Raw genomic sequence first — 23,410 nt, 5'->3', positions numbered from 1 at the left:
CCCTCACCGGGAAAACCGCCGAAGGAAAAAACTTGGAGCTGCGTCCGTGTCCGTCACCGACGACCTTGCCCGCTTGACCACCAAGCGACTGCCCGACGACTGGAGCGAGCTGGACCAGCGCGCGGTGGACACCGCTCGCGTGCTGGCCGCCGACGCGGTGGAGAACTGCGGCAGCGGCCACCCCGGCACCGCGATGAGCCTGGCTCCGGCGGCCTACGCGCTGTTCCAGCGCGTCATGCGGCACGACCCGAGCGATCCGGAGTGGATCGGCCGCGACCGGTTCGTGCTGTCCGCAGGCCACTCGAGCCTGACGCTGTACGTGCAGCTGTTCCTGTCCGGCTACGGCTTGGAGCTGGAGGACCTCGAGCAGCTGCGCAAGTGGGGCTCGAAGACCCCGGGCCACCCCGAGTACGGGCACACCGCGGGGGTGGAGACCACCACCGGCCCGCTGGGCCAGGGCCTGTCCACCGCGGTCGGCATGGCGATGGCCGCCCGCCGCGAGCGCGGCCTGTTCGACCCGGACGCGCCGGCCGGTGAGAGCCCGTTCGACCACCACATCTACGTGATCGCCTCCGACGGCGACATCGAGGAGGGCGTGACCTCCGAGGCGTCGTCGCTGGCTGGCACCCAGCAGCTGGGCAACCTCACGGTGATCTACGACGCGAACGAGATCTCCATCGAGGACAACACCCGGATCGCGCTGACCGAGGACACCGCCAAGCGCTACGAGTCCTACGGCTGGCAGGTCCTCACCGTGCACGGCGGCGAGGACGTCAAGGGCCTGCTGGAGGCCATCGAGACCGCCAAGGCCGAGACCTCCCGCCCGACCCTGATCGTGCTGCGCACGGTGATCGGCTACCCGGCCCCGACCAAGATGAACACCGGCAAGGCGCACGGCGCCGCGCTCGGTGCCGACGAGGTCGCCGGGATCAAGGAGGCGCTGGGCTTCGACCCGGAGAAGTCCTTCCAGGTCGACGACGAGGTGCTGGCGCACGCCCGCAAGGTCGCCGAACGCGGCAAGGCCGCGCACGCCGAGTGGCAGGTCGCCTTCGACAAGTGGGCGGCGGCCAACCCGGAGCGCAAGGCGCTGCTGGACCGGCTGACCGCCCGCGAGCTGCCGGCCGGCTGGCACGAGAAGCTGCCGAGCTGGGAGGCCGACGGCTCGTCGATCGCCACCCGCAAGGCCTCCGGTGAGGTGCTCAACGCGCTGGCCGACGTGCTGCCCGAGCTGTGGGGCGGTTCCGCGGACCTGGCGGAGAGCAACAACACCACGATCAAGGGCGCCGAGTCCTTCGGCCCCGAGTCGATCTCCACCGACTCCTGGAAGGCCAGCCCCTACGGCCGCAACCTGCACTTCGGCATCCGCGAGCACGCCATGGGCGCGATCCTCAACGGCATCGCGCTGCACGGCGGAACCCGCCCCTACGGCGGCACCTTCCTGGTCTTCAGCGACTACATGCGCCCGGCGGTCCGGCTGGCCGCGCTGATGGAGGTCCCGTCCATCTTCGTGTGGACGCACGACTCCATCGGCCTCGGCGAGGACGGCCCGACGCACCAGCCGATCGAGCACCTGGCCTCGCTGCGCGCGATCCCTGGCTTCTCGATCGTCCGCCCGGCCGACGCCAACGAGACCGCGGCGGCGTGGAAGGCCATCCTGGAGGACCCGAGCGGCCCGGCCGGCCTGGCGCTGACCCGCCAGGGCGTGCCGACGCTGGAGGGCGTCAGCACCGAGGGCGTCGCCAAGGGCGGCTACGTGCTGGCCGAGGCCGGCGGCGGCCAGCCCCAGGTCGTGTTGATCGCCACAGGCTCCGAGGTGCAGCTGGCCGTCGAGGCCAGGAAGGTTCTGGAGGCCGACGGCGTTGCCACTCGTGTGGTCTCGATGCCGTGCGTGGAGTGGTTCGACGCGCAGGACGAGGCCTACCGCGAGCAGGTCCTGCCGAGCTCGGTGAAGGCACGCGTCTCGGTCGAGGCCGGCATCGCGATGCCGTGGCACCGCTTCGTCGGGGACGCCGGTGAGTCGGTGTCCCTCGAGCACTTCGGCGCCTCGGCGGACTACAAGACGCTGTACAAGGAGTTCGGCATCACCGTCGACGCCGTTGTCGCGGCGGCCCGGCGCAGCCTGAGCAACGCCCAGCAGGCGTGAGCGGAGGTACCCACATGACCACCAATCCGAACCTCAAGGCGCTCAGCGAGGCCGGGGTTTCGATCTGGCTCGACGACCTGTCCCGCCAGCGGATCACCTCGGGCAACCTCGCCCAGCTGATCACCGAGAAGGAGGTCGTCGGCGTCACCAGCAACCCGACGATCTTCGCCAAGGCCCTGTCCAACGCGGCCGACTACGACGAGAAGGTGCGCGAGCTGGCCGCCCGCGGCGCCAGCGTGGACGAGACCGTCCTGGAGCTGACCACCGCGGACGTGCGTGACGCGGCGGACGTCTTCCGCAACGTCTACGAGCAGACCGGCGGCGTCGACGGTCGGGTCTCGCTGGAGGTCGACCCGCGGCTGGCCCACGACACCGACCGCACCGTGGCCGAGGCCGTGGACCTGTGGAAGGCCGTGGACCGGCCGAACCTCATGGTCAAGATCCCGGCCACCGTGGAGGGCCTGCCCGCGATCACCCGCGTGCTGGCCGAGGGCGTCAGCGTCAACGTCACGCTGATCTTCTCGGTGCAGCGCTACCGCGAGGTGATGGACGCCTTCCTGGCCGGCCTGGAGCAGGCCAAGGACAACGGCCACGACGTCAGCCAGATCTTCTCGGTCGCGTCGTTCTTCGTCTCCCGCGTGGACACCGAGATCGACAAGCGGCTGGAGGGCGTGACCGGCGGCGAGGCTCTGCGCGGCAAGGCCGCGATCGCCAACGCCCGGCTGGCCTACGCGGCCTACCAGGAGGTCTTCGCCAGCGACCGGTGGAAGGCCCTGGAGGCCGCCGGTGCCAAGGCGCAGCGCCCGCTGTGGGCCTCCACCGGCGTGAAGGACCCGGCCTACTCCGACACCCGCTACGTCGACGAGCTGGTGGCGCCGAACACGGTGAACACCATGCCGGAGGCGACGCTGGAGGCCGTGGCCGACCACGCCGAGGTGCGCGGTGACGTGGTCAGCGGCACCGCCGAGGCCTCGCAGCAGGTCTTCGACGACCTGGCGAAGGCCGGCATCGACCTCGACGACGTGTTCGCTGTGCTGGAGCGCGAGGGCGTCGAGAAGTTCGAGAAGTCCTGGAACGAACTGCTGGACACCGTCAAGCAGCAGCTCGAGCAGGCCAAGTGAGCGGTGCGGCGGGGCCGGTGGGATCCGGCCCCGCCGCCGCTTCCCCGGGCCCGTGCCACTGCCTGCCGCACCCGCCCGGATGGGCGACACTGTGGTCGCACGACGTTGGTTCTCAAGATCGAATCCCCGCCAGGCAGGTCGAACTGGGGTTCGAACCGACTAGATCGAGCGCTGGTAAGGAACTACATGGCAACCGAAATTTCCGTCGACATTCCCGATGTGGCGCTAGCGGCCGAGGCGCGACCGCTGGTCGAGCAGTTGGCCGCCGATGCGGTTGCCGGCAAGCTCGCCGCCCAGGACGCCACGCTGTGGGGCCCGGACGCCGAGCCCGAGGCATCCATCCGGCTGTCCTGGACGACGCTGCACGAGAGCTCCCGCCCGCTGCTGGCCGAGATCGACGCGCTGCGCGCCGAGCTGCGCGCCGAGGGGCTGGACCGCGTGGTGCTGGCCGGGATGGGCGGCTCCTCGCTGGCCCCCGAGGTGATCACCGCCTCCGCCGGGGTGCCGCTGGTCGTGCTGGACACCACCGACCCCGGCCAGGTCGCCGACGCGCTGTCCGGTGACCTCTCGCGCACCGTGCTGGTCGTGTCCTCGAAGTCCGGCACCACGGTCGAGACGGACTCGCACCGCCGGATCTTCGAGCGGGCTTTTCAGCAGAACGGAATCGATCCTGTGACCCGCATCATCGTGGTCACCGATCCCGGTTCCCCGATGGAGTCGGCGGCGCGCGAGGCCGGCTACCGCAAGGTCTTCACCGCCGACCCGCACGTGGGCGGCCGCTACTCGGCGCTCACCGCGTTCGGCCTGGTGCCCGCGGGTCTGGCCGGCGCCGACATCGCCGCGCTGCTGGACGACGCGGCCGCGGCGTTCCCGGAGCTGGAGGCCGACGCCGACAGCAACCCGGCCCTGCGGCTGGCCGCCGCGCTCGGTGCGGCGCACGCCCGGGGCGCGGAGAAGGTCGTGTTCGCCGACACCGGTTCCGGCATCAAGGGCTTCGGCGACTGGGTCGAGCAGCTGATCGCCGAGTCCACCGGCAAGGACGGCACCGGCCTGCTGCCGGTCGTCGTGGAGGGCACCGACGCGCCCGGTTTCGCCGACGCGGGCGCCGACGCCACCACCGTGGCGGTCGGCCCGGCCGTCGAGGGCGCGCAGATCAGCACCACCGGCCCGCTGGGCGCGCAGTTCCTGCTGTGGGAGTTCGCCACCGCGCTGGTCGGCCGGCTGCTGGGCATCAACCCCTTCGACCAGCCCGACGTGGAGGCCGCCAAGAAGGCCGCCCGGGCGCTGCTGGACGGCCCCGCCGGTGGTCCGGCGGCGACGCCGACGCTGGTGGACGGCGCGATCGAGGTGCACGCCTCCGGCTCGTGGCTGTCGGCCGGGGTGGGCACGGTGGCCGAGGCGCTGCGGGCGTTCCTGGCCGCGGCCCCGGAGGGCGGCTACGTCGCGGTGCAGGCCTACCTGGACCGGCTGGACGACGCCTCCGCCGCGGTGCTGCGCCCGGAGCTGGCGCGCCGCACCGGCCTGCAGACCACCTTCGGGTGGGGGCCGCGGTTCCTGCACTCCACCGGCCAGTACCACAAGGGCGGCCACCAGAACGGCGTGTTCCTGCAGATCACCGGTGACTCCGAGCAGGACCTGGAGGTGCCGGACCGGCCGTACACGCTGGCCGGGCTGCAGCGCGCCCAGGCGCTCGGTGACGGCCAGGTGCTCGCCGACCGCGAGCGCCCGGTGCTGCGGCTGCACCTCACCGACCGCGCCGTCGGGCTCGTCGAGCTCGTCAAGGCCGTGCAAGACCTGTCGCAAGGAGGTTCGCGGTGACCCCGCCCGACCAGCAGTGGCAGAACCCGCTGCGGGACCCGCGGGACAAGCGGCTGCCCCGGATCGCCGGACCGTGCGGTCTGACGATCTTCGGGGTGACCGGTGACCTGTCCCGCAAGAAGCTGATGCCGGCCATCTACGACCTGGCCAACCGGGGTCTGCTGCCGCCGGGCTTCGCGCTGACCGGCTTCGCCCGGCGCGACTGGGCCGACCAGGACTTCGGCCAGGTCGTCTACGAGGCGGTCAAGGAGCACGCGCGGACCCCGTTCCACCAGAGCGTGTGGGACCGGCTGGCTGAGGGGATCCGGTTCGTGCCGGGCTCCTTCGACGACGACGAGGCCTTCGACCGGCTCGCCGCGACCGTCAAGCAGCTCGACGCCGAGCGCGGCACGGGCGGCAACCACGCCTTCTACCTCTCGGTGCCGCCGTCGGCGTTCCCGACGGTGCTCAAGCAGCTGTCCCGCTCCGGGCTGACCGACCAGTCCGGCGACAGCTGGCGGCGGGTGGTCATCGAGAAGCCGTTCGGCCACGACCTGGAGAGCGCCAAGCACCTCAACCGCATCGTCAACGAGGTGTTCCCCGAGGAGTCGGTGTTCCGCATCGACCACTACCTCGGCAAGGAGACGGTGCAGAACATCCTGGCGCTGCGCTTCGCGAACCAGCTGTTCGAGCCGATCTGGAACGCCCACTACGTGGACCACGTGCAGATCACCATGGCCGAGGACATCGGCCTGGGCGGTCGCGCGGGCTACTACGACGGCATCGGCGCGGCCCGGGACGTGATCCAGAACCACCTGCTGCAGCTGATGGCGCTGACCGCGATGGAGGAGCCGGTCTCGTTCTCCCCGCAGGACCTGCGCGCGGAGAAGGTGAAGGTGCTCTCGGCGACCAAGCCGGTCGGCCCGTTCGACCAGACCACCGCGCGCGGTCAGTACACCGGTGGCTGGCAGGGCGGTTCGCTGGTGCCGGGGCTGCACGAGGAGGGCGGGTTCGCCTCCGACTCGACCACCGAGACCTACGCGGCGATCACCCTCGAGGTGGAGAGCCGCCGGTGGGCCGGCGTGCCGTTCTACCTGCGCACCGGCAAGCGGCTGGGCCGCCGGGTCACCGAGATCGCGGTGGTGTTCAAGCGAGCGCCGCACCTGCCGTTCGACAGCACGATGACCGAGGAGCTGGGGCAGAACGCCCTGGTGATCCGGGTGCAGCCGGACGAGGGCGTGACCATGCGCTTCGGCGCGAAGGTGCCGGGCACCTCGATGGAGGTGCGCGACGTGACCATGGACTTCGGGTACGGGCACGCCTTCACCGAGTCCTCGCCCGAGGCCTACGAGCGGTTGATCCTGGACGTGCTGCTGGGCGAGCCGTCGCTGTTCCCGGTCAACGAAGAAGTCGAACTGTCCTGGAAGATCCTCGACCCGGTGCTGGACTACTGGGCCTCGCACGGCAAGCCGCAGCCGTACAAGGCGGGCACCTGGGGTCCGCCGTCGGCCGACGCCGTGCTGGCCCGCACCGGACGCGCTTGGAGGCGACCGTGATCATCGACCTGCCGTCCACCACGACCTCGCAGGTCAACAAGAAGCTGGTGGAGCTGCGCGAGACCGGCGGTGCGGTCGCGCTGGGTCGCGTGCTGACGCTGGTGGTGGTCACCGGCGACGGCACCGAGGTGGAGAAGGCCATCCAGGCCGCCAACGACGCCAGCCGGGAGCACCCGTGCCGGGTGATCGTGGTGGCCCGCGGGGCCAAGCAGGCCGCGCCGCGGCTCGACGCCCAGATCCGCATCGGCGGTGACGCGGGCGCGTCCGAGGTCATCGTGCTGCGGCTGTACGGGCCGCTGGCCGACGAGGGCGCGGGCTCGGTGGTCCCGCTGCTGCTGCCGGACGCCCCGGTGGTGGCGTGGTGGCCCACCGACGCTCCGGACAACCCGGCGAAGGACCCGATCGGTGCGCTGTCGCACCGGCGGATCACCGACGCGGCCAACGAGGCGGACCCGATCGCGGCGCTGCAGAAGCGCGTCCGGTCCTACGCCGAGGGCGACACGGACCTGGCGTGGACGCGGCTGACCTCGTGGCGCGCGATGCTGGCGGCGGCGATGGACCTGCCGCCGCACGAGGCCGTCACGTCGGCGACGGTGACCGGTGCGGCGGACTCCCCGTCGACCGACCTGCTGGCCGCGTGGCTGGCCAGCTACCTGGAGATCCCGGTGCGCCGGGTGTCGCACCCGCGCGGGCCGGGCATCGTCTCGGCGGTGCTGGAGCGGCCGTCGGGCAACGTCGAGATCGTCCGCCCGGACGGCAAGATCGGCACCCTGACCCAGCCGGGCCAGCCGGAACGCCGGGTGTCGCTGCACCGCCGCCAGGTGCACGACTGCCTCATCGAGGAGCTGCGCCGCCTCGACCCGGACGAGATCTACGAGGCCACCCTGGCGGGGCTGAAGGACATCATCCGCGACGAGCCGGAGGAGCAGGAGGTGGCCGAGTCGTGAGCCGCGTGGTGGTGCACGCGTCCGGCGAGCTGCTGGCGGCGGCCGCCGCGGCGCGGCTGATCACCAAGCTGGTGGACGCCCAGGCCGAGCGCGGCGAGGCGTCGGTGGTGCTCACCGGCGGCCGCACCGGGATCGGCGTGCTGGAGCAGGTCCGCCGCTCCCCCGCCCGCGACGCGGTGGACTGGTCCAGGGTGGACGTCTACTGGGGCGACGAACGGTTCCTGCCGGCCGGCGACCCGGAGCGCAACGAGACCCAGGCGCGCGAGGCCCTGCTGGACCACGTCGCGGTGGACCCGCAGCGGGTGCACCCGGTGGCCCCGTCGGACGGCGAGCACGGGGCTGACGCGGACGCCGCCGCGGCGGGCTACGCCGAGGTGCTGGCGGCCGGGGCGGCGCAGGGCAGCAGCGTCGCGGTGCCCCACTTCGACGTCCTGCTGCTGGGCGTCGGCGAGGAGGGTCACACGGCGTCGCTGTTCCCGGACACCCCGTACGTGCGGGAGACCGAGCGCACGGTGGTGGGCGTGCACGACTGCCCGAAGCCGCCGCCGACCCGGATCTCCCTGACGCTGCCGGCGATCCAGGCCGCGTCGGAGGTCTGGTTGATGACCACGGGCGAGGCCAAGGCCGAGCCGGTGGCGGCGGCGCTGCGCGGCGCGACGCCGGAGGAGGTCCCGGCGGCCGGGGCGCGCGGCCGGGACCGGACGCTCTGGCTGCTCGACGCCGCGGCAGCTGCCAAGGCCTGATCGAGTGCCGCGAGGGGCGCTTCCCGGACGACGAGCCGGGAGGCGCCCCTCGTGCTGTCAGGTGCCGATCCGCCAGGAGGCGAGGTACTCGCGCTGGCGCGGCGTGAGCTCGCCGGTGGTGACGTCGTAGGCCGCCAGCTCGGCCCGCGCGACCTCGTCCTCGATCTCCTTCGGAACCGGGTGCACCGCCGGGTCCAGCTCGCCCGCGTTCTCCACCAGGTACCGGACCGCCAGCGCCTGGGTCGCGAAGGTCATGTCCACCACCTCGGCGGGGTGGGCCTCGGCCGCCGCCTGGCCGGGGAGGCGGCCTTCGGCCAGCAGCAGGACCCGGTGCCCTTCGGGCAGGGTGTGCTCCGCGCAGTTCTCCCGCACGAAGCGGCGCCGGACCGCGGTGCGGGTCAGGTCGTCGACCGCGATCTCCAGGTCGAAGTGGCCGGAGCTGGCGAGGATCGCGCCGTCCTCCATCCGCCGCACGTGCTCGACGGTGACCACGTCGCGGTTGCCGGTGGTCGTCACGACCAGGTCCGCTTCGGCGGCGGCGCGGTGCACCGGCAGCACCCGCACGCCGTCGAGCTCGGCGTCCAGCGCCCGCACCGGATCCACCTCGGTGACCACGACGTCGGCGCCCGTGCCGCGGGCCCGGGCCGCGACGCCGCGCCCGCACCAGCCGTAGCCGGCCACCACCACGGTGCCCCGGCGAGCAGGACGGTGGTGGCGCGCAGGATCCCGTCGACGGTGTGCTGCCCGGTGCCGTAGCGGTTGTCGAACAGGTGCTCGGTGAGCGCGTCGTTCGTCGGCAGCGCGGGGTAGCGCAGCGCCGCCTCGGCGGCCGTGCTGCGCATTCGGACCACGCCGGTCGAGGTGATCTCGGTGCCGCCGACGACGGCGGGCAGCAGTTCCGGGTGCTGCTCGTGCACCGCGGCGGTCAGGTCGGCGCCGTCGTCCACCACCAGCGTCGGCTCGATGCCGAGCGCGCTCTCGACCTGCCGGTGGTAGGTGGCCCGGTCGCAGCCGCAGCGCGAAGACCTCCGCACCCGGGTCGCGCTGGGTCGCGGCGGCGACGTCGTCCTCCGTGGACAGCGGGTGCGAGGCGCACAGCGCCACGTCGGCACCGCCTGCCGGCCACCAGCGCCCGGCACAGGTTGGCGGTCTCGGTGGTGGCGTGCGAGCAGGCGGCGATGCGCGCGCCGCGCAACAGTTCCTCGGGCTCCCAGCGCTCGGTGAGCCCGGCGAGCACGGGCATCCGGCGGTGGGCGAACTCGACCTCGCGGGCACCGTCGTCGGCGAGCGCCGGGTCGCGCAGCAGGGGCACCGGTCGCTCCCTCCCCTCCGTGGGCGGACGGTTCGAGTGCACCGCGGCCACCGGGTGCGGACCAGGGCAGCAACCGGGCGTTGACCGGGCACCTGCGGCGAGGTGCTGGAGGCGGACAGGGGTGCCGCGTACGGTCTCCCGCGTGGCACGCCAGTCCGACCTCGCCCGGCAGCGCCGCAGCCGCGGCCACACCCAGGAGACGCTCGCGTACCGGCTGAGGGTGGACGTGTCCACCGTGGCGCGGTGGGAGCGCGGCGCGTCCACCCCCACGCCGCGGATGCGGGAGGCGCTGGCCCGCGAGCTCGGGCTGTCGCTGGACCAGCTGGCCGCGCTGCTGCCCGACGCGCCCGTCCCGCCCCGGAAGCCGACCGCGCTCGACCCGGTCGAGCTGATCAAGGACGTGTGGACACCGGCGGAGCGCGACGGCCTCGCCGCGCGCCTCACCGACGACGTCCCCGCCCTGGAGCTGACCGGCGACCGCGCGGTGCGCGTGGCCCGCCAGTGGCTGATCACCCCGCCGCCGACCGCGGTGGCCCGGCTGGACGGGACCGGACAGCGGATCGGCCACACCACGCTCGACCGCATCCGGGCCCGGTTGCGCTACCTGCACCACGCCGACGACGTCGTCGCCGGCGGCGACCTGCACACCACGATCCGCCGCGAGGTCGCCCGCACCGCGGACCTGCTGCGCACCGCGAGCTACTCCGAGGACGTCGGCCGCGGCCTGCTGCAGGCCGTGGCCGAGCTGTGCCAGCTGGCCGGGTGGTCGACGGCCGACGGCGGGCACCTCGCGGCCGCCGAGCACTACTACCTCAACGGGATCCAGGCCGCGCACGCCGCGGACGACCCGGTGCTGACCGCGCAGGTGGTGTCCGCGCTGGCCGGGCACCTGACCCAGTTCGGCCGGCCGCGGGACGCGGTGCAGGTGGCCCGCTCGGCGCTGGTGCGCATCGACGGGCTGGACCGCGGTGCCGCCACCCCCACCGTGCGGGCGCTGCTGCACGCGCGGGCGTCGTGGGCGCACGCGGCCGCGGGCGAGAACACCCAGGCCGCCACGGCGATCCGGCGCGCCCAGGACGAGTACGGGCGCCGCCGCGACGACGACCCCGACCCGCCGTGGGTGTACTGGCTGACCCCGGCGGAGATGGAGATCATCGTGGGACGGGTCGACACCGCGCTGGGCAGGCCCCACCGGGCCCGGCAGCGCCTGGCCCCCGCGATCCGGACCTGCGACCACCGCCGGGTCCGGGAGACCGCGCTCTACACCACCTGGCTGGCGGACGCGCACCTGCGCGCGCACGACGTCGACCGCGCCGCGGCGCTGGCCGACCGGGCCCGGCAGCTCAACGAGACGATCCCCTCCGCCTACAGCGATCGAGCGGTGCGGCACCTGACCCGGCGGCTCGCCACCGCGCGGTAGTCCCACCCCACGGGTGGATTCCGCGCGTCACGCCAGCGGGGCGCGGGCCCGGACCGTAACCTGTGCCGCGCGATCGACGACGAGCGGCGGAGGCGAGCGGGTTGACTCGAACGCAGGCACTGCGCCGGATCCGGGCCGACGTGCTGGTCCTGGCGCTGGGGTTGGTGGCGGCACTGCTGACCCTCATCGGCACCACCGGCGCGGCGGCCGGGAAGCCCAGCACGGCGATGCGCGGCGTGTGGATCGCCTCCGTGGACACCATCGACTGGCCGAGCAGGCCGGGGCTGTCCGCCGCCCAGCAGCAGACCGAGTACCGCACGCTGCTCGACCAGGCCGTGGACCGCGGGCTCAACGCGGTGTTCGTGCAGGTCCGGCCCACCGCGGACGCGTTCTGGCCGTCGCCGCACGAGCCGTGGTCGCACTGGCTGACCGGGGAGCAGGGCGAGGACCCCGGCTACGACCCGCTGCGGTTCCTCGTCGACGAGGCGCACCAGCGCGGACTGGAGTTCCACGCGTGGTTCAACCCGTACCGGGTGAGCATGCAGGCCGACCCGCAGCAGCTGGTGCCGGAGCACCCGGCGCGGCAGCACCCGGAGTGGACGTTCGCCTACGGCGGCAAGCTGTACTTCGACCCCGGCGTGCCCGAGGCGCGGGAGTTCGTCACCGAGGCGATCATGCACGCGGTGCGGAACTACGACGTCGACGGCGTGCACCTGGACGACTACTTCTACCCCTACCCCGTCGAGGGCGAGCAGCTCCCGGACCAGGACACCTTCGCCCAGCACGGCCGGGGGTTCGCCAGCATCGAGGACTGGCGCCGGCACAACGTCGACCAGCTGGTGGCCGGTCTGGACGCCCGGGTGCACGCGGTGAAGCCGCACGTGCGGTTCGGCATCAGCCCGTTCGGCATCTGGCGCAACGCCTCCAGCGACCCGCGGGGCTCGGACACCAGCGGCCTGGAGTCGTACTCGGCGCTGTACGCCGACACCCGCGGGTGGGTCGAGAAGGGCTGGGTCGACTACATCGCGCCGCAGGTCTACTGGCCGATCGGCCACCCCGCCGCCGACTACGCCAAGCTGGTGCCGTGGTGGTCCGAGACGGTGCGGGGCACCGGCGTGGACCTCTACATCGGGCAGGGCGCCTACCGGGTCGGCCAGGAGGGCTGGACCGACCCGGGCGAGCTCTCCGCGCACCTGGCCCTCAACGCCCAGCACCCGGGCGTCCGGGGCGACATCTACTTCAGCGCGACGTCGCTGACCAGCAACGCCGCCGAAGCGATGCAGCGGGTGGTCACCGAGCACTACACCCGCTGACCGGCCTCACGGGTTGGCGACCACCACGACGCCGTCGTGGTCGGCCACCACGTACTCACCGGGGACGAACTGGACGCCGCCGAGCTCGACGACCTCGTCCACCACACCTTCGCCGGTCTTGGTGCTCTTGCGCGGGTTGGTGCCCAGCGCCTTGACCCCGAAGTCCATCTCGGCCAGCACCGCGGAGTCGCGCACCGCGCCGTTGACGATGACCCCGCTCCAGCCGTTGGACCGGCCGAGCTCGGCGATGACGTCGCCGATGAGCGCCGTGTGCACCGAGCCCTGGCCGTCGATCACCAGCACCTGGCCCTCGCCGGGCGTGGAGAGGACCTCCTTGAGCAGGGCGTTGTCCTGGAAGCACGTGACGGTGCGGATCCGCCCCTCGAAGGCCGCGCGTCCGCCGATCGTGCGGAACTGCACGTCGCAGCTGCGCACCTCGGGGCCTTCCCGGTCCGCGAGGTCTGCCGTCGCCAGAGTCATGCATCCTCCCAGGTCGCGCTCCGTGGACCGCGAGCCTACCCACCGGTAGCCTCGGCGCGCGCGGCAGCGCGACCAACACCACACCGGCGATCCGGGGTCAGCCGGCCAGGTGCCGCCGGATGAGGTCGTTGGCGCGCTGCGGGTCCTCCATGTTCGTCATGTGCCCGCAGCCGCCGAACTCGACCAGCTCCGCGTGCGGCATCCGCCGCGCCGCTTCCCGGGCCATCCGGTGCAGGTCGCTGGACTCGAGCTCACCGACCACCAGGACGGTGGGCGCGGCGATCTCCTCCAGCCGGCTGCGCACGTCGACCTCGAGGAGGCGCCCGGTCGCGGTGTGGTGGTTCAGCACCGTCGTCGCGGCCATCTCCCGGCACCGCCGCCGGACCTCCGGGTCCACCTGGTCGGGCCGGCGGTGCGGCCCGTCCACCGCGTACTCCAGCGCGTTGTCGAGGAAGCGGTCGGCGTCCATCGCCCGCTTCGCGGCTTCCTCCTCCCGGTGGTGCTCGAGGATGAACGGGTCGCGGAACTCCACCGGCGGGACGCCCGGGCCGAACAGCACCATCCGGTCCACCCGGTCCGGGTGCAGGAGCGCGAACGTCAACGACGTGCCGCCGCCCATCGAGTTGCCCACCAGCGAGACCCGCTCGAGCCCGAGGTGGTCCAGCACCGCCCGCAGGTCCTCGGAGGGGTGGTGGTCGCGCATCGCCGTGCTGGAGCGCCCGTGCGAGCGCGCCTCGTAGCGGACCAGCTGGTGCTCGGCGGCGAGCTCGAGCTGCTCGTCCCACATCTGCACGCCGAGGAAGCCGGCGTGCAGCAGCACCACGGGCGGACCGGAGCCGACCACCTCGGCGTAGAGCTCGCCGCCGGGGACCGGGATCGTCATGGACTCCACAACAGTCATGACAACCAAGGTGTCATAATGACACCATGGTTGACAACTTGCCGCTCTCGCCGGACCGACTCGGACCGCGGCTCGCCGAGGTCTACGCCGTCCTCGGCCCGCTGTACCGCCGGGTGGCGCGGCTGGTCGAGCACGACAGCCCGCGCAACGGCCTGTCCATCGGCGTGCGGGCGGTCCTGGAACGGCTGGAGATGACCGGCACCGCCGAGACCGTCCCGCAGATCGCGCGAGCCCTGGAGCTGAGCAGGCAGTTCGTCCAGCGCATGGTCAACGACGCGCTGGCGCAGGACTTCGTCGCGCTCGAGCCGAACCCGGCCCACCGCCGCTCCCCGCTGGTGGCGCTCACCGACGCGGGCCGCGCCGCGATCAACGCGGTCCAGCGGCGCGAGCACGAGGCGATGGGCCGCGTCGGCGGCGACCTCACCGACGCCGAGATCGACACGACGCTGCGGGTGCTGCGGCACATGCTCGCCGCCGTCCGGGACACCGAGGAGCGGTCCCCCTGAACGCGGGAGGACCGGGCCAGGTGATCGCTCACCGGACCCGGTCCTCGTGGTGCCGTCGGCCGCGAACGGGGCTCAGCGGCCCTTGCGCTCGCGGAGCTTGGCCAGCGCTTCCTCCAGGATGGCCATCCCGTCCTCGTCGCTGCGGCGCTCCTTCACGTACGCGAGGTGGCTCTTGTACGGCTCGGTGCGCCTCGCCGCGGGCGGGTTCTCGGGGTCCAGGCCCGCAGGCAGTCCGCAGCGCGGGCAGTCCCACTCCTCCGGCACCTCGGCGTCCAGCGCGAACGACGGGCGGCTGCGGTGCCCGTTGCTGCACCAGTAGTCGACCCGCTTGCGCGGTGCGGCTTCGCCCCGCTCCGACTCGCTCATCGTGGGACCCGAGCCCACGCGCGTGCCGCGTATGGCGTTACCACCAGTCATCCATCCTCACCCACAAAGCGGCCTTGGGTCGTCGACCGGCTGGGGTGCCGACCGATCAACCGATCTTGATCAACAGGCCGACCCCGACGATGGAGATGACCCACAGCGCCATGACGAACAACGTCATGCGGTCGAGGTTCTTCTCAGCCACGCTGGAACCGGCCAGGTTGGACTGCACACCGCCGCCGAACAGCGAGGAGAGGCCACCACCCTTGGCCCGGTGCAGCAGCACCAGCAGCACCAGCAGCACACTCGTCACGATCAACATGATCTGCAGGAAAAGAGTCATCACGTCCTCGTTCGCACAGCGGTTCGCCACCTAGAGTACCGGGCCGCCAACGGTGCGTTGACCACTGTCCACCGTTTGCCACGCAGACGCTCTCACACCGCCCCGCGCTGGTCATCTCCCAGGGTGGGGATGTCGGGTGACGGGCACCCGCGCCCGGCCCAGCGGAGCGCGGGTGCCCCGGAGGTCACGGCAGCGGACCGCCGGCCGCCATGGCGGAGAGCTTGGCGAACTCGTCGCCGTTGAGGCTGGCCCCGCCCACCAGGGCGCCGTCGACGTCCGGCTGACCGACCAGGTCGCCGATGTTGCTGGACTTCACCGAGCCGCCGTAGAGCACCCGCACCTCGTCGGCGATCTCCTGGCCGTACTTGTCGGCCAGCGCCTTCCGCAGCGCCGCGCACACCTCCTGGGCGTCCGCGGCGGTGGCGACCTTGCCGGTGCCGATCGCCCACACCGGCTCGTAGGCCACCACGACCTGGCGCACCTGCTCGGCCTTGAGGCCCTTGAGCGCGTTGATCAGCTGCGTGGTGCAGTGCTCGACGTGGTCGCCCGCCTCGCGCACCTCCAGCTGCTCACCGACGCACAGGATCGGCGACATGCCGTTCTTGAGCGTGGCGCGGACCTTCTTGCCGACCAGCTCGTCGGTCTCGCCGTGGTACTCGCGGCGCTCCGAGTGGCCGACCACCACGTAGGTGCAGCCCAGCTTGGCCAGCATCGGGCCGGACACCTCACCGGTGTAGGCCCCGGACTCGTGCTGGGAGACGTCCTGCGCGCCGTACTTGAGCCGCAGGTTGTCCCCGTCGACGAGGGTCTGCACGCTGCGGATGTCGGTGAACGGCGGCAGCACTGCCACCTCCACCTTGTCGAAGTACTTCTCCGGCAGCGCGAAGGCGATCTTCTGCACCAGGGCGATGGCCTCGAGGTGGTTGAGGTTCATCTTCCAGTTGCCCGCGATCAGCGGTGTCCTGGCCATGCTCAGCCCTCACCTTCCAAGACGGCCACACCGGGCAGGTCCTTGCCCTCCAGGTACTCCAGCGACGCCCCGCCACCAGTGGAGATGTGCGAGAAGCCGTCCTCCGGCAGGCCCAGCGTGCGCACCGCGGCGGCCGAGTCGCCGCCACCGACGACGCTGAACGCGTCGGAGTCGACGATGGCCTGCGCGATGCCGCGGGTGCCGTCGGCGAACGCCGGGAACTCGAACACCCCGGCCGGGCCGTTCCAGAACACCGTGGCGGCCTCGCGGAGGACACCGGCGAACTGCTCGACGCTGCGCGGTCCGATGTCCAGGCCCATCCAGCCCTCGGGGATGGCGTCGGCGGCGACGACCTGCTTGTCCGCGTCGGCGGCGAAGCGGTCGGCGACCACCACGTCGACCGGCAGCACCAGCTTGTCGCCGTGCTCGTCCAGCAGCTGCCGGGTGGAGTCGATCTGGTCTTCCTGCAGCAGGGAGCTGCCCACGCCGCAGCCCTTCGCGGCGAGGAACGTGTAGGCCATGCCGCCGCCGATGAGCAGCTTGTCGACCTTGGGCAGCAGCGCCTTGATGACGCCGAGCTTGTCGGAGACCTTCGAGCCGCCCAGCACCACCGCGTAGGGGCGCTTCGGGTCGCCGGTCAGGGTGCGCAGCACCTCGACCTCGGCGAGCACCAGGCCACCGGCGTAGGCGGGCAGCCGCTCGGCGACGTCGTAGACGGAGGCCTGCTTGCGGTGCACGACGCCGAAGCCGTCGGAGACGAAGGCCGCGCCCTCGCCCACCAGGGCGGCCAGCTCGTCGGCCAGCGCACCGCGCTCGGCGTCGTCCTTGCTGGTCTCGCGGGCGTCGAAGCGCACGTTCTCCAGCAGCGCCACCGACCCGTCGGTGAGGCCCTCGACCACGGACTTCGCCGAGTCGCCGACCAGGTCACCGGCCAGCGGGACCTCGGTGCCGAGCAGCTCGCCGAGGCGGCGGGCCACCGGGGCCAGGGAGAACTTGGGGTCCGGCTCGCCCTTCGGCCGTCCCAGGTGCGCGGTGACCACCACACGCGCACCGGCGCCGGTCAACTTCTCGATCGTCGGCAGGGAGGCGCGCACCCGGCCGTCGTCGGTGATCTGGTCGCCGTCCAGCGGCACGTTGAGGTCGGCACGCACCAGGACACGCCGCCCCCGCACGCCCTCGGACAGCAGATCGTCGAGGTTCTTCACGTCCTGCTCCTCGGTTGCGGGAAGACCCGCACGAACCGCGGGCTCGACCGGCGGCTCGTGCGGGTCTCGGGTCCGGATGTCAGGCCAGCTTCTTGCCGACCAGGCCGACCAGGTCGGCGAGGCGGTTGGAGTAGCCCCACTCGTTGTCGTACCAGCCGACGATCTTGACCTGGTTGCCGATGACCTTGGTCAGCGGCGCGTCGAAGATCGTCGAGTGCGGGTCGGTGACGATGTCCGCGGAGACGATCGGCTCGTCGCTGTACTTGAGGATGCCCTTGAGCCGGCCCTCGGCGGCCGCGGCCTTGAACGCCTCGTTGACCGCGTCGACCGAGGCCTCCTTGCGGACGGTCGCGGTCAGGTCGGTGACCGAGCCGGTCGGCACCGGGACGCGCAGCGCGTAGCCGTCCAGCTTGCCGTTGAGCTCCGGCAGCACCAGGCCGATCGCCTTGGCCGCACCGGTGCTGGTCGGCACCACGTTCAGCGCGGCGGCCCGGGCGCGGCGCAGGTCCTTGTGCGGGCCGTCCTGCAGGTTCTGGTCCTGCGTGTAGGCGTGGATGGTGGTCATCAGGCCCTGCTCGATGCCGAAGGCGTCGTCGAGCACCTTGGCCATCGGCGCCAGGCAGTTGGTGGTGCAGGAGGCGTTGGAGATGATCGTCTGCGAGCCGTCGTACTTGTCGTCGTTGACGCCGAGCACCACGGTCAGGTCCTCGCCCTTGGCCGGGGCGGAGATGATGACCTTCTTCGCACCGCCCTCGTCGACGTGCTTGCGGGCGTCCTCGGCCTTGGTGAAGAAACCGGTGGACTCCACGACGACGTCGACACCCAGGTCGCCCCACGGCAGCTTGCCCGGGTCGCGCTCAGCGAGGATCTTGATGAGCTTGCCGCCCACCTCGATGCCCTCGCCGGTGACCTTCACCTCCTGGTCGAGGCGACCGAGGATGCTGTCGTACTTCAACAGGTGGGCCATGGTCGCGACATCGCCCAGGTCGTTGGCGGCCACGATCTCGATGTCGTGATCACTGGCGGCAGCGGCACGCCAGAAGTTCCGCCCGATCCGACCGAAGCCGTTGATACCTACGCGAACGGTCACGCCGATCTCTCCTCGTGACTGACCCGGCCGACGACGCGGCGGGTGAGGTTGATGGTCTCGACTTCACCCTATCTGCCAGCGGAGGCCTCGCGCTCGGGCGGGCGAAGCCGCTCACCCGCCGGGACACCGGTGATCGCCACCCATCGCGACGACCCTCTGGAACACCCGCATCACTGCTGGTCAGCGGCACCACGACGACCGCGGCGCGACCCCCGCGCCCGTGATCGGCATCTCTGCACCGTTTCGGGCCGCGCCGGCGGGCCACCGCCCGGGGCGGAGCCCGCCGGCGGGTCGGGTCAGACCTCGGCCTCGAGCATCTCCGCGGTCACCGCGGACTCGGTGTCCGGGACGCCCAGTTCGCGGGCGCGCTTGTCGGCCATCGCCAGCAGCCGGCGGATCCGGCCGGCCACCGCGTCCTTGGTCATCGGCGGGTCGGCCAGCTGGCCGAGCTCCTCCAGCGACGCCTGCCGGTGCTCCAGCCGCAGCTTGCCCGCCACCATGAGGTGCTCCGGCGCCGACGCGCCCAGCAGCTCCAGCGCCCGCTCCACCCGGGCCGCCGCCGCGACCGCCGCGCGCGCCGAGCGGCGCAGGTTGGCGTCGTCGAAGTTGGCCAGCCGGTTGGCGGTGGCGCGCACCTCGCGGCGCATCCGCCGCTCCTCCCAAGCCAGCACGCTGGCGTGCGCGCCGAGCCGGGTCAGCAGCGCCCCGATCGCGTCGCCGTCGCGGACCACCACCCGGTCCGCGCCGCGCACCTCGCGGGACTTGGCCGCCACGCCCATCCGCCGGGCCGCGCCGACCAGCGCCAGCGCCGCCTCCGGGCCGGGGCAGGTGACCTCCATCGACGACGAGCGCCCGGGCTCGGTGAGCGAGCCGTGCGCCAGGAACGCGCCGCGCCAGGCGGCTTCCGAGTCGCAGGCCCCGCCCGAGACGACGTGCGCGGGCAGCCCGCGCACCGGGCGGCCTCGCGGGTCCAGCAGCCCGGTCTGCCGGGCCAGGCCCTCGCCGTCGCGCACCACGCGCACCACGTAGCGGGTGCCCTTGCGCAGCCCGCCGGAGGTGATCACGTGCACGTCGGAGTGGTGCCCGAAGAGCTCGTGGATCTCCTTGCGGAGCCTGCGCGCGGTGGAACCGCTGTCCAGCTCGGCCTCGACGACCACGCGGCCGGCGACGATGTGCAGTCCGCCGGCGAAGCGCAGCAGCGAGGAAACCTCGGCTCGCCGGCAGCACGTCTTGGTCACCGGCAACCGGCTCAACTCGTCCTTGACCGCCGCGGTCATCGCCACCGGTCCGTCCTCCTCTCCAGTGCGGCCCGCAGGCTCGCCGCGAGCGCCTCCGGGTCGTGCCGTCCCGGCACGGCGGGGGCGGCGATCTCGTCCAGCAGGGTCTGCGCCCCCAGTTCGGCCGCCGCCGCGCGGAGCCGGTCCGGGGTCGGCACCGAGTCCGCATCGGCCAGCACCGCGTCCACCCGCAGCCGCGGCGCGTGCTGCGAGAGTACGGCCAGGTGCTGTTCGGGTGAGAATCCCGCCGTCTCACCGGGTTGCGGCACCAGGTTTAGCACCACGAACCGCCGCGCGCGGGTGCGCACCAACGCCTCGTGCAGCTCCGGCACCAACAGGTGCGGCAGCACGCTGGTGAACCAGGAACCGGGTCCGAGCAGCACCAAGTCGGCCGAGAGCACCGCCTCGACCGCCTCCGGGCACGCTGTCGGACGGGTCCCCCCGTTCGCCTGGAGGCGCACCTGTTTCACCCGTCCGGGCGTACTGGCGATGGCCACCTGCCCCCGGATCGTCCGCACCGCGTCCGGGTCGGCGTCCAGCCCGACGACGTCGGCGGACATGTCCAGCGGCTCGGTGGACATCGGCAGCACGCGCCCGCGCACGCCGAGCAGGCGGCACGCGTGGTCGAGCACCCGCACCGGGTCGCCGAGCACCTCCAGCAGCCCGGCCAGCACCAGGTTGCCCACCGCGTGCCCGGCCAGTGCGCCGCTGCCGCCGAACCGGTGCTCGAACACCGTCGACCACAGCTCGCCCTCGGGGTCGCTGTCGGACAGCGCCGCCAACGCCTTGCGCAGGTCCCCGGGCGGCAGCATGCCGAGTTCGCGCCGCAGCCGACCGGACGAGCCGCCGTCGTCGGCCACGGTCACCACGGCGGTCACGTCCGAGGTGATCCGCTTGAGCGCCGACAGCGTCGCCTGGAGACCGTGCCCACCGCCGAGGGCGACCGCGCGCAGCTCTGTGCTCACTCGCGCCCCAGGTCCCGGTGCACCGTCTTGACCATCAAGCCGTCCTCCTCGGCCAGCCGCCGGGCCAGCTCCTCGGTGAGGGCGACGCTGCGGTGCTTGCCGCCGGTGCAGCCCAGCGCCAGCGTCAGGTACCGCTTGCCCTCGCGGTGGTAGCCGGCGCCGACCAGCCGCAGCAGCTGCTGGTAGCTCTGCAGGAACTCCTCGGCGCCCTCCTGGCCCAGCACGTAGTTGCGGACCTCGTCGTCGAGGCCGTTGAACTCGCGCAGCTCGGGGATCCAGAACGGGTTGGGCAGGAACCGGCAGTCCATCACCAGGTCGGCGTCCATCGGCAGGCCGTACTTGTAGCCGAAGGACAGCACGGTGATGCGGGTGCGGGTGCCGGCCTCGGTGCCGAAGGCGTCCTCGATCTTGCTCCGCAGCTGGTGCACCGACAGGTTCGAGGTGTCCAGCACCAGGTCGGCCTCGGAGCGCAGCCGGGACAGCAGCGAGCGCTCCGCGGCGATGCCGTCGGCCAGCCGCCCCTCCCCCTGCAGCGGGTGGCTGCGCCGCACCTGCTCGAAGCGGCGGATCAGCACCTCGTCGGTGGCCTCCAGGAACAGCACCTTCGGCTTGTAGCCGCGGGCGTCCAGGTCCTTGATCACCGCGCCGAGGTCCTCGGTGAACGCGCGGCTGCGCACGTCCATCACGACCGCGACGCGGGTGACCGCGCCGCTGGAGCGCGCCCCCAGCTCCACCATGGTCGCGATCAGCTCGGGTGGCAGGTTGTCCACCACGAACCAGCCCAGGTCCTCCAGGCACTTGGCCGCGGTGCTGCGGCCCGCCCCCGACAGGCCGCTGACGACGGCGACCTCGATGCCCGACTCCTCAGTCACTGCTCTCCCCTTCAGTGTTCTCCTTCGCCGGGCCGGGCCCGGCGCCCCCGTCCGCCGCCAGCGCCGAGTGCACGGCCTCGGCGGTGCGGCGTCCGATCCCCGGGACCGCGGCGATCTCGTCCACCCCGGCCTGGCGCAGCTTGCGCACCGAGCCGAAGTGCTTGAGCAGCGCCGTGCGGCGGGTCTGGCCGAGTCCCGGGATCGAGTCCAGTGCGGAGCTGGTCATCCGCTTGCCGCGCTTGGTGCGGTGGTAGCTGACGGCGAACCGGTGCGCCTCGTCGCGGACCCGCTGCAGCAGGTAGAGGGCCTCGCTGGTGCGCGGCAGGATGACCGGGTCGGGGTCGGCCGGCAGCCACACCTCCTCCAGCCGCTTGGCCAGGCCGATCACCGCGACGTCGGTGATGCCCATCTCGGTGAGCGCGTCGGCGGCGGCGTTGGCCTGCGGGGCGCCCCCGTCGATGACCAGCAGGTTCGGCGGGTAGGCGAACTTCTTCGGGCGGCCGGTGTCCGGGTCGACGGCCGCCGCGACCTGGTCGCCCTCGGGCTTGGCGGTCTCGCTGAGGTAGCGCTGGAAGCGGCGGCGCACCACCTCGTCGATGGAGCCCACGTCGCCGCCCTCGGCGCCCTGGCGGACCTCGAAGCGGCGGTACTCGGACTTGCGCGGCACGCCGTCCTCGAACACCACCAGCGAGGCGACCACGTCGCTGCCCTGCACGTGGCTGACGTCGATGCACTCGATGCGCAGCGGCGCGGTGTCCAGCGCCAGCGCCTCCTGCAGCTCCTGCAGCGCCGCCGAGCGCGCGGTCAGGTCGCCGGCGCGGCGCAGCTTGTACTGCTGGAAGGCCTCCTTGGCGTTGCGCTCGACGGTCTCCATGAGCGCCCGCTTGTCGCCGCGCTGCGGCACCCGCAGGTTCACCCGGCTGCCGCGCAGCTCGCTGAGCCAGCCGACGATGGTGTCGGCGTCCTCCGGCAGCTGCGGCACGAGCACCTCGCGCGGGACGGGGCTGCCCCCGGCGTCGGCCTGCTCGGCCAGCGCGGCCTGCTCGCCGTAGAACTGGGTGAGGAACTGCGCGGTGAGGGCCGCGGTGTCGGTCTCCTCGACCTTGTCGATCACCCAGCCGCGCTGGCCGCGCACCCGGCCGCCGCGGATGTGGAAGACCTGCACGGCGGCGGCCAGCTCGTCCTCGGCGAAGGCCACCACGTCGGCGTCGGTGCCGTCGCCGAGCACCACCGCCTGCTTCTCCATGGCGCGCCGCAGCGCGGCCAGGTCGTCGCGCAGCCGGGCGGCGCGCTCGAACTCCAGCTCGGCGGAGGCGGCCTGCATCTCCTTGTCGAGCTTGCGCACCAGCTGGTCGGTCTGCCCGGCGAGGAAGTCGCAGAAGTCCTCGACGATGGCGCGGTGCTCCTCGGCGCTGACCCGGCCGACGCACGGCGCCGAGCACTTGCCGATGTAGCCGAGCAGGCAGGGGCGGCCGATCTGGGAGTGCCGCTTGAACACCCCGCTGGAGCAGGTGCGCGCCGGGAAGACGCGCAGCAGCAGGTCGAGGGTCTCCCGGATGGCCCACGCGTGCGCGTAGGGGCCGAAGTAGCGCACGCCCTTGCGGCGCGGGCCGCGGTAGACGTGCAGCCGCGGGTACTCCTCGTGCAGCGTGACCGCGAGCACCGGGTAGGACTTGTCGTCGCGGTAGCGGACGTTGAACTTCGGGTCGTACTCCTTGATCCAGGAGTACTCCAGCTGCAGCGCCTCGACCTCGTTGCTGACGACGGTCCACTGCACCCCGGTGGCGGTGGTCACCATCTGGCGGGTGCGCGGGTGCAGGCCGGCCAGGTCGGCGAAGTACGACGACAGCCTGCTGCGGAGGCTCTTGGCCTTGCCGACGTAGATCACGCGGCCCGCGGCGTCGTGGAACCGGTAGACGCCGGGCTCGTCCGGGATCGTGCCGGGTGCGGGTCGGTAGGTGGACGGATCGGCCACCCCACCAGCCTACGTGCGTGGTCCGACCGCCTGGATCTCGGTGCGGGGCCCTCCCCCCGACCGCGTGGCAGGGCACACTGACCCCACGACGGTGATCGACGGGGAGGCGGG

General features: G+C 72.7%; 22 protein-coding genes. 9 read left to right on the top strand and 13 right to left on the bottom strand.

The window, feature by feature from the left end:
* The first annotated feature begins 73 nt into the window (after positions 1-73).
* From tkt to pgl, 6 genes are all read left to right on the top strand, one after another.
* Entirely contained in the window at positions 74-2,143 is a 2,070-nt protein-coding gene (tkt, locus tag HNR68_RS12025) for a transketolase (protein ID WP_179720472.1), read from the top strand.
* Between the two features lie 14 nt (positions 2,144-2,157).
* Positions 2,158-3,264 (top strand): transaldolase, encoded by a 1,107-nt coding sequence (tal, locus tag HNR68_RS12020; protein WP_179720470.1) that lies wholly within the window; start codon positions 2,158-2,160, stop codon positions 3,262-3,264.
* Positions 3,265-3,450: 186 nt separating this feature from the next.
* Positions 3,451-5,082, top strand: coding sequence for a glucose-6-phosphate isomerase (locus tag HNR68_RS12015; protein WP_179720468.1), 1,632 nt, complete (start codon positions 3,451-3,453; stop codon positions 5,080-5,082).
* Positions 5,079-6,617, top strand: a complete 1,539-nt coding sequence (gene zwf / locus HNR68_RS12010) for a glucose-6-phosphate dehydrogenase (RefSeq protein WP_179720466.1) — start codon at positions 5,079-5,081, stop codon at positions 6,615-6,617. Before HNR68_RS12015 ends, zwf begins: the two co-directional genes overlap by 4 nt.
* Complete coding sequence (gene opcA, locus HNR68_RS12005) at positions 6,614-7,564, top strand: glucose-6-phosphate dehydrogenase assembly protein OpcA (protein WP_179720464.1); 951 nt, start codon at positions 6,614-6,616, stop codon at positions 7,562-7,564. Before zwf ends, opcA begins: the two co-directional genes overlap by 4 nt.
* Entirely contained in the window at positions 7,561-8,307 is a 747-nt protein-coding gene (pgl, locus tag HNR68_RS12000) for a 6-phosphogluconolactonase (RefSeq protein WP_343050083.1), read from the top strand. The genes opcA and pgl overlap by 4 nt, the downstream gene beginning before the upstream one ends.
* Before the next feature lie 57 nt (positions 8,308-8,364).
* Here pgl and HNR68_RS26480 read toward each other — a convergent pair whose 3' ends face one another.
* Together HNR68_RS26480 and HNR68_RS27595 are read right to left on the bottom strand one after the other, a co-directional pair.
* Positions 8,365-8,988 carry an adenosylhomocysteinase gene (locus tag HNR68_RS26480; RefSeq protein WP_218888273.1) on the bottom strand — a complete coding sequence of 208 codons (624 nt, stop codon included), beginning with the start codon at positions 8,986-8,988 and terminating at the stop codon, positions 8,365-8,367.
* 244 nt (positions 8,989-9,232) lie between these two features.
* Complete coding sequence (locus HNR68_RS27595) at positions 9,233-9,619, bottom strand: adenosylhomocysteinase (protein WP_218888272.1); 387 nt, start codon at positions 9,617-9,619, stop codon at positions 9,233-9,235.
* Positions 9,620-9,761: 142 nt separating this feature from the next.
* Between HNR68_RS27595 and HNR68_RS11990 the strand changes: the two genes are divergently transcribed.
* Positions 9,762-11,039, top strand: a complete 1,278-nt coding sequence (locus HNR68_RS11990; RefSeq protein ID WP_179720462.1) for an NsdA family TPR-like regulatory protein — start codon at positions 9,762-9,764, stop codon at positions 11,037-11,039.
* Positions 11,040-11,140: 101 nt separating this feature from the next.
* On the top strand, positions 11,141-12,352 hold the full coding sequence (locus HNR68_RS11985; protein WP_246330436.1) for a glycoside hydrolase family 10-like protein: 1,212 nt from the start codon (positions 11,141-11,143) through the stop codon (positions 12,350-12,352).
* Positions 12,353-12,358: 6 nt separating this feature from the next.
* Here HNR68_RS11985 and rraA read toward each other — a convergent pair whose 3' ends face one another.
* Positions 12,359-12,832 (bottom strand): ribonuclease E activity regulator RraA, encoded by a 474-nt coding sequence (gene rraA, locus HNR68_RS11980; protein ID WP_179720460.1) that lies wholly within the window; start codon positions 12,830-12,832, stop codon positions 12,359-12,361.
* Positions 12,833-12,929: 97 nt separating this feature from the next.
* A complete protein-coding gene (locus tag HNR68_RS11975; RefSeq protein ID WP_179720458.1) occupies positions 12,930-13,733 on the bottom strand; it encodes an alpha/beta fold hydrolase in 804 nt (267 codons plus the stop codon).
* Between the two features lie 26 nt (positions 13,734-13,759).
* On the opposite strand from HNR68_RS11975, the gene HNR68_RS11970 reads away from it, so the two are divergent.
* Positions 13,760-14,239, top strand: coding sequence for a MarR family winged helix-turn-helix transcriptional regulator (locus HNR68_RS11970; protein ID WP_179720456.1), 480 nt, complete (start codon positions 13,760-13,762; stop codon positions 14,237-14,239).
* A gap of 72 nt (positions 14,240-14,311) precedes the next feature.
* Here the strand turns inward: HNR68_RS11970 and HNR68_RS11965 are convergent, their stop codons facing one another.
* The 9 genes from HNR68_RS11965 to uvrC form a co-directional block, all read right to left on the bottom strand.
* On the bottom strand, positions 14,312-14,656 hold the full coding sequence (locus tag HNR68_RS11965; protein WP_179720454.1) for an RNA polymerase-binding protein RbpA: 345 nt from the start codon (positions 14,654-14,656) through the stop codon (positions 14,312-14,314).
* 55 nt (positions 14,657-14,711) lie between these two features.
* Positions 14,712-14,945, bottom strand: coding sequence for a preprotein translocase subunit SecG (gene secG / locus HNR68_RS11960; RefSeq protein ID WP_179720452.1), 234 nt, complete (start codon positions 14,943-14,945; stop codon positions 14,712-14,714).
* Positions 14,946-15,129: 184 nt separating this feature from the next.
* The gene (tpiA, locus tag HNR68_RS11955) at positions 15,130-15,915 is read right to left on the bottom strand and encodes a triose-phosphate isomerase (protein WP_179720450.1); all 786 of its coding nucleotides are present in this window, start codon (positions 15,913-15,915) and stop codon (positions 15,130-15,132) included.
* A 2-nt stretch (positions 15,916-15,917) separates the two neighbouring features.
* Positions 15,918-17,120 carry a phosphoglycerate kinase gene (locus tag HNR68_RS11950; RefSeq protein WP_179720448.1) on the bottom strand — a complete coding sequence of 401 codons (1,203 nt, stop codon included), beginning with the start codon at positions 17,118-17,120 and terminating at the stop codon, positions 15,918-15,920.
* Between the two features lie 79 nt (positions 17,121-17,199).
* Positions 17,200-18,210, bottom strand: coding sequence for a type I glyceraldehyde-3-phosphate dehydrogenase (gap, locus tag HNR68_RS11945; protein WP_179720446.1), 1,011 nt, complete (start codon positions 18,208-18,210; stop codon positions 17,200-17,202).
* A 296-nt stretch (positions 18,211-18,506) separates the two neighbouring features.
* A complete protein-coding gene (whiA, locus tag HNR68_RS11940) occupies positions 18,507-19,493 on the bottom strand; it encodes a DNA-binding protein WhiA (RefSeq protein WP_179720444.1) in 987 nt (328 codons plus the stop codon).
* Positions 19,484-20,452, bottom strand: a complete 969-nt coding sequence (locus tag HNR68_RS11935; protein ID WP_179720442.1) for a uridine diphosphate-N-acetylglucosamine-binding protein YvcK — start codon at positions 20,450-20,452, stop codon at positions 19,484-19,486. The genes whiA and HNR68_RS11935 overlap by 10 nt, the downstream gene beginning before the upstream one ends.
* On the bottom strand, positions 20,449-21,324 hold the full coding sequence (gene rapZ, locus HNR68_RS11930) for an RNase adapter RapZ (RefSeq protein WP_179720440.1): 876 nt from the start codon (positions 21,322-21,324) through the stop codon (positions 20,449-20,451). Before rapZ ends, HNR68_RS11935 begins: the two co-directional genes overlap by 4 nt.
* Positions 21,317-23,299, bottom strand: coding sequence for an excinuclease ABC subunit UvrC (gene uvrC, locus HNR68_RS11925; protein WP_179720438.1), 1,983 nt, complete (start codon positions 23,297-23,299; stop codon positions 21,317-21,319). The genes rapZ and uvrC overlap by 8 nt, the downstream gene beginning before the upstream one ends.
* Positions 23,300-23,410: the final 111 nt, after the last annotated feature.

Origin of the sequence: Saccharopolyspora hordei, assembly GCF_013410345.1 — a bacterium.
GTDB classification, from domain to species: domain Bacteria; phylum Actinomycetota; class Actinomycetes; order Mycobacteriales; family Pseudonocardiaceae; genus Saccharopolyspora; species Saccharopolyspora hordei.
The sequence above is the reverse complement of the archived record's forward strand: the minus strand, read 5'-3'. Positions and strand labels throughout refer to the sequence as shown.

What these genes read in the sequence shown, in the direction of transcription:
- tal (WP_179720470.1), top strand. Translation starts at nt 2,158, where the DNA reads ATGACCACCAATCCGAACCTCAAGGCGCTCAGCGAGGCCGGGGTTTCG.
- HNR68_RS12015 (WP_179720468.1), top strand. Translation starts at nt 3,451, where the DNA reads ATGGCAACCGAAATTTCCGTCGACATTCCCGATGTGGCGCTAGCGGCC.
- rraA (WP_179720460.1), bottom strand. Translation starts at nt 12,832, where the DNA reads ATGACTCTGGCGACGGCAGACCTCGCGGACCGGGAAGGCCCCGAGGTG.
- HNR68_RS11975 (WP_179720458.1), bottom strand. Translation starts at nt 13,733, where the DNA reads ATGACTGTTGTGGAGTCCATGACGATCCCGGTCCCCGGCGGCGAGCTC.
- HNR68_RS11970 (WP_179720456.1), top strand. Translation starts at nt 13,760, where the DNA reads ATGGTTGACAACTTGCCGCTCTCGCCGGACCGACTCGGACCGCGGCTC.
- HNR68_RS11965 (WP_179720454.1), bottom strand. Translation starts at nt 14,656, where the DNA reads ATGACTGGTGGTAACGCCATACGCGGCACGCGCGTGGGCTCGGGTCCC.
- secG (WP_179720452.1), bottom strand. Translation starts at nt 14,945, where the DNA reads ATGACTCTTTTCCTGCAGATCATGTTGATCGTGACGAGTGTGCTGCTG.
- tpiA (WP_179720450.1), bottom strand. Translation starts at nt 15,915, where the DNA reads ATGGCCAGGACACCGCTGATCGCGGGCAACTGGAAGATGAACCTCAAC.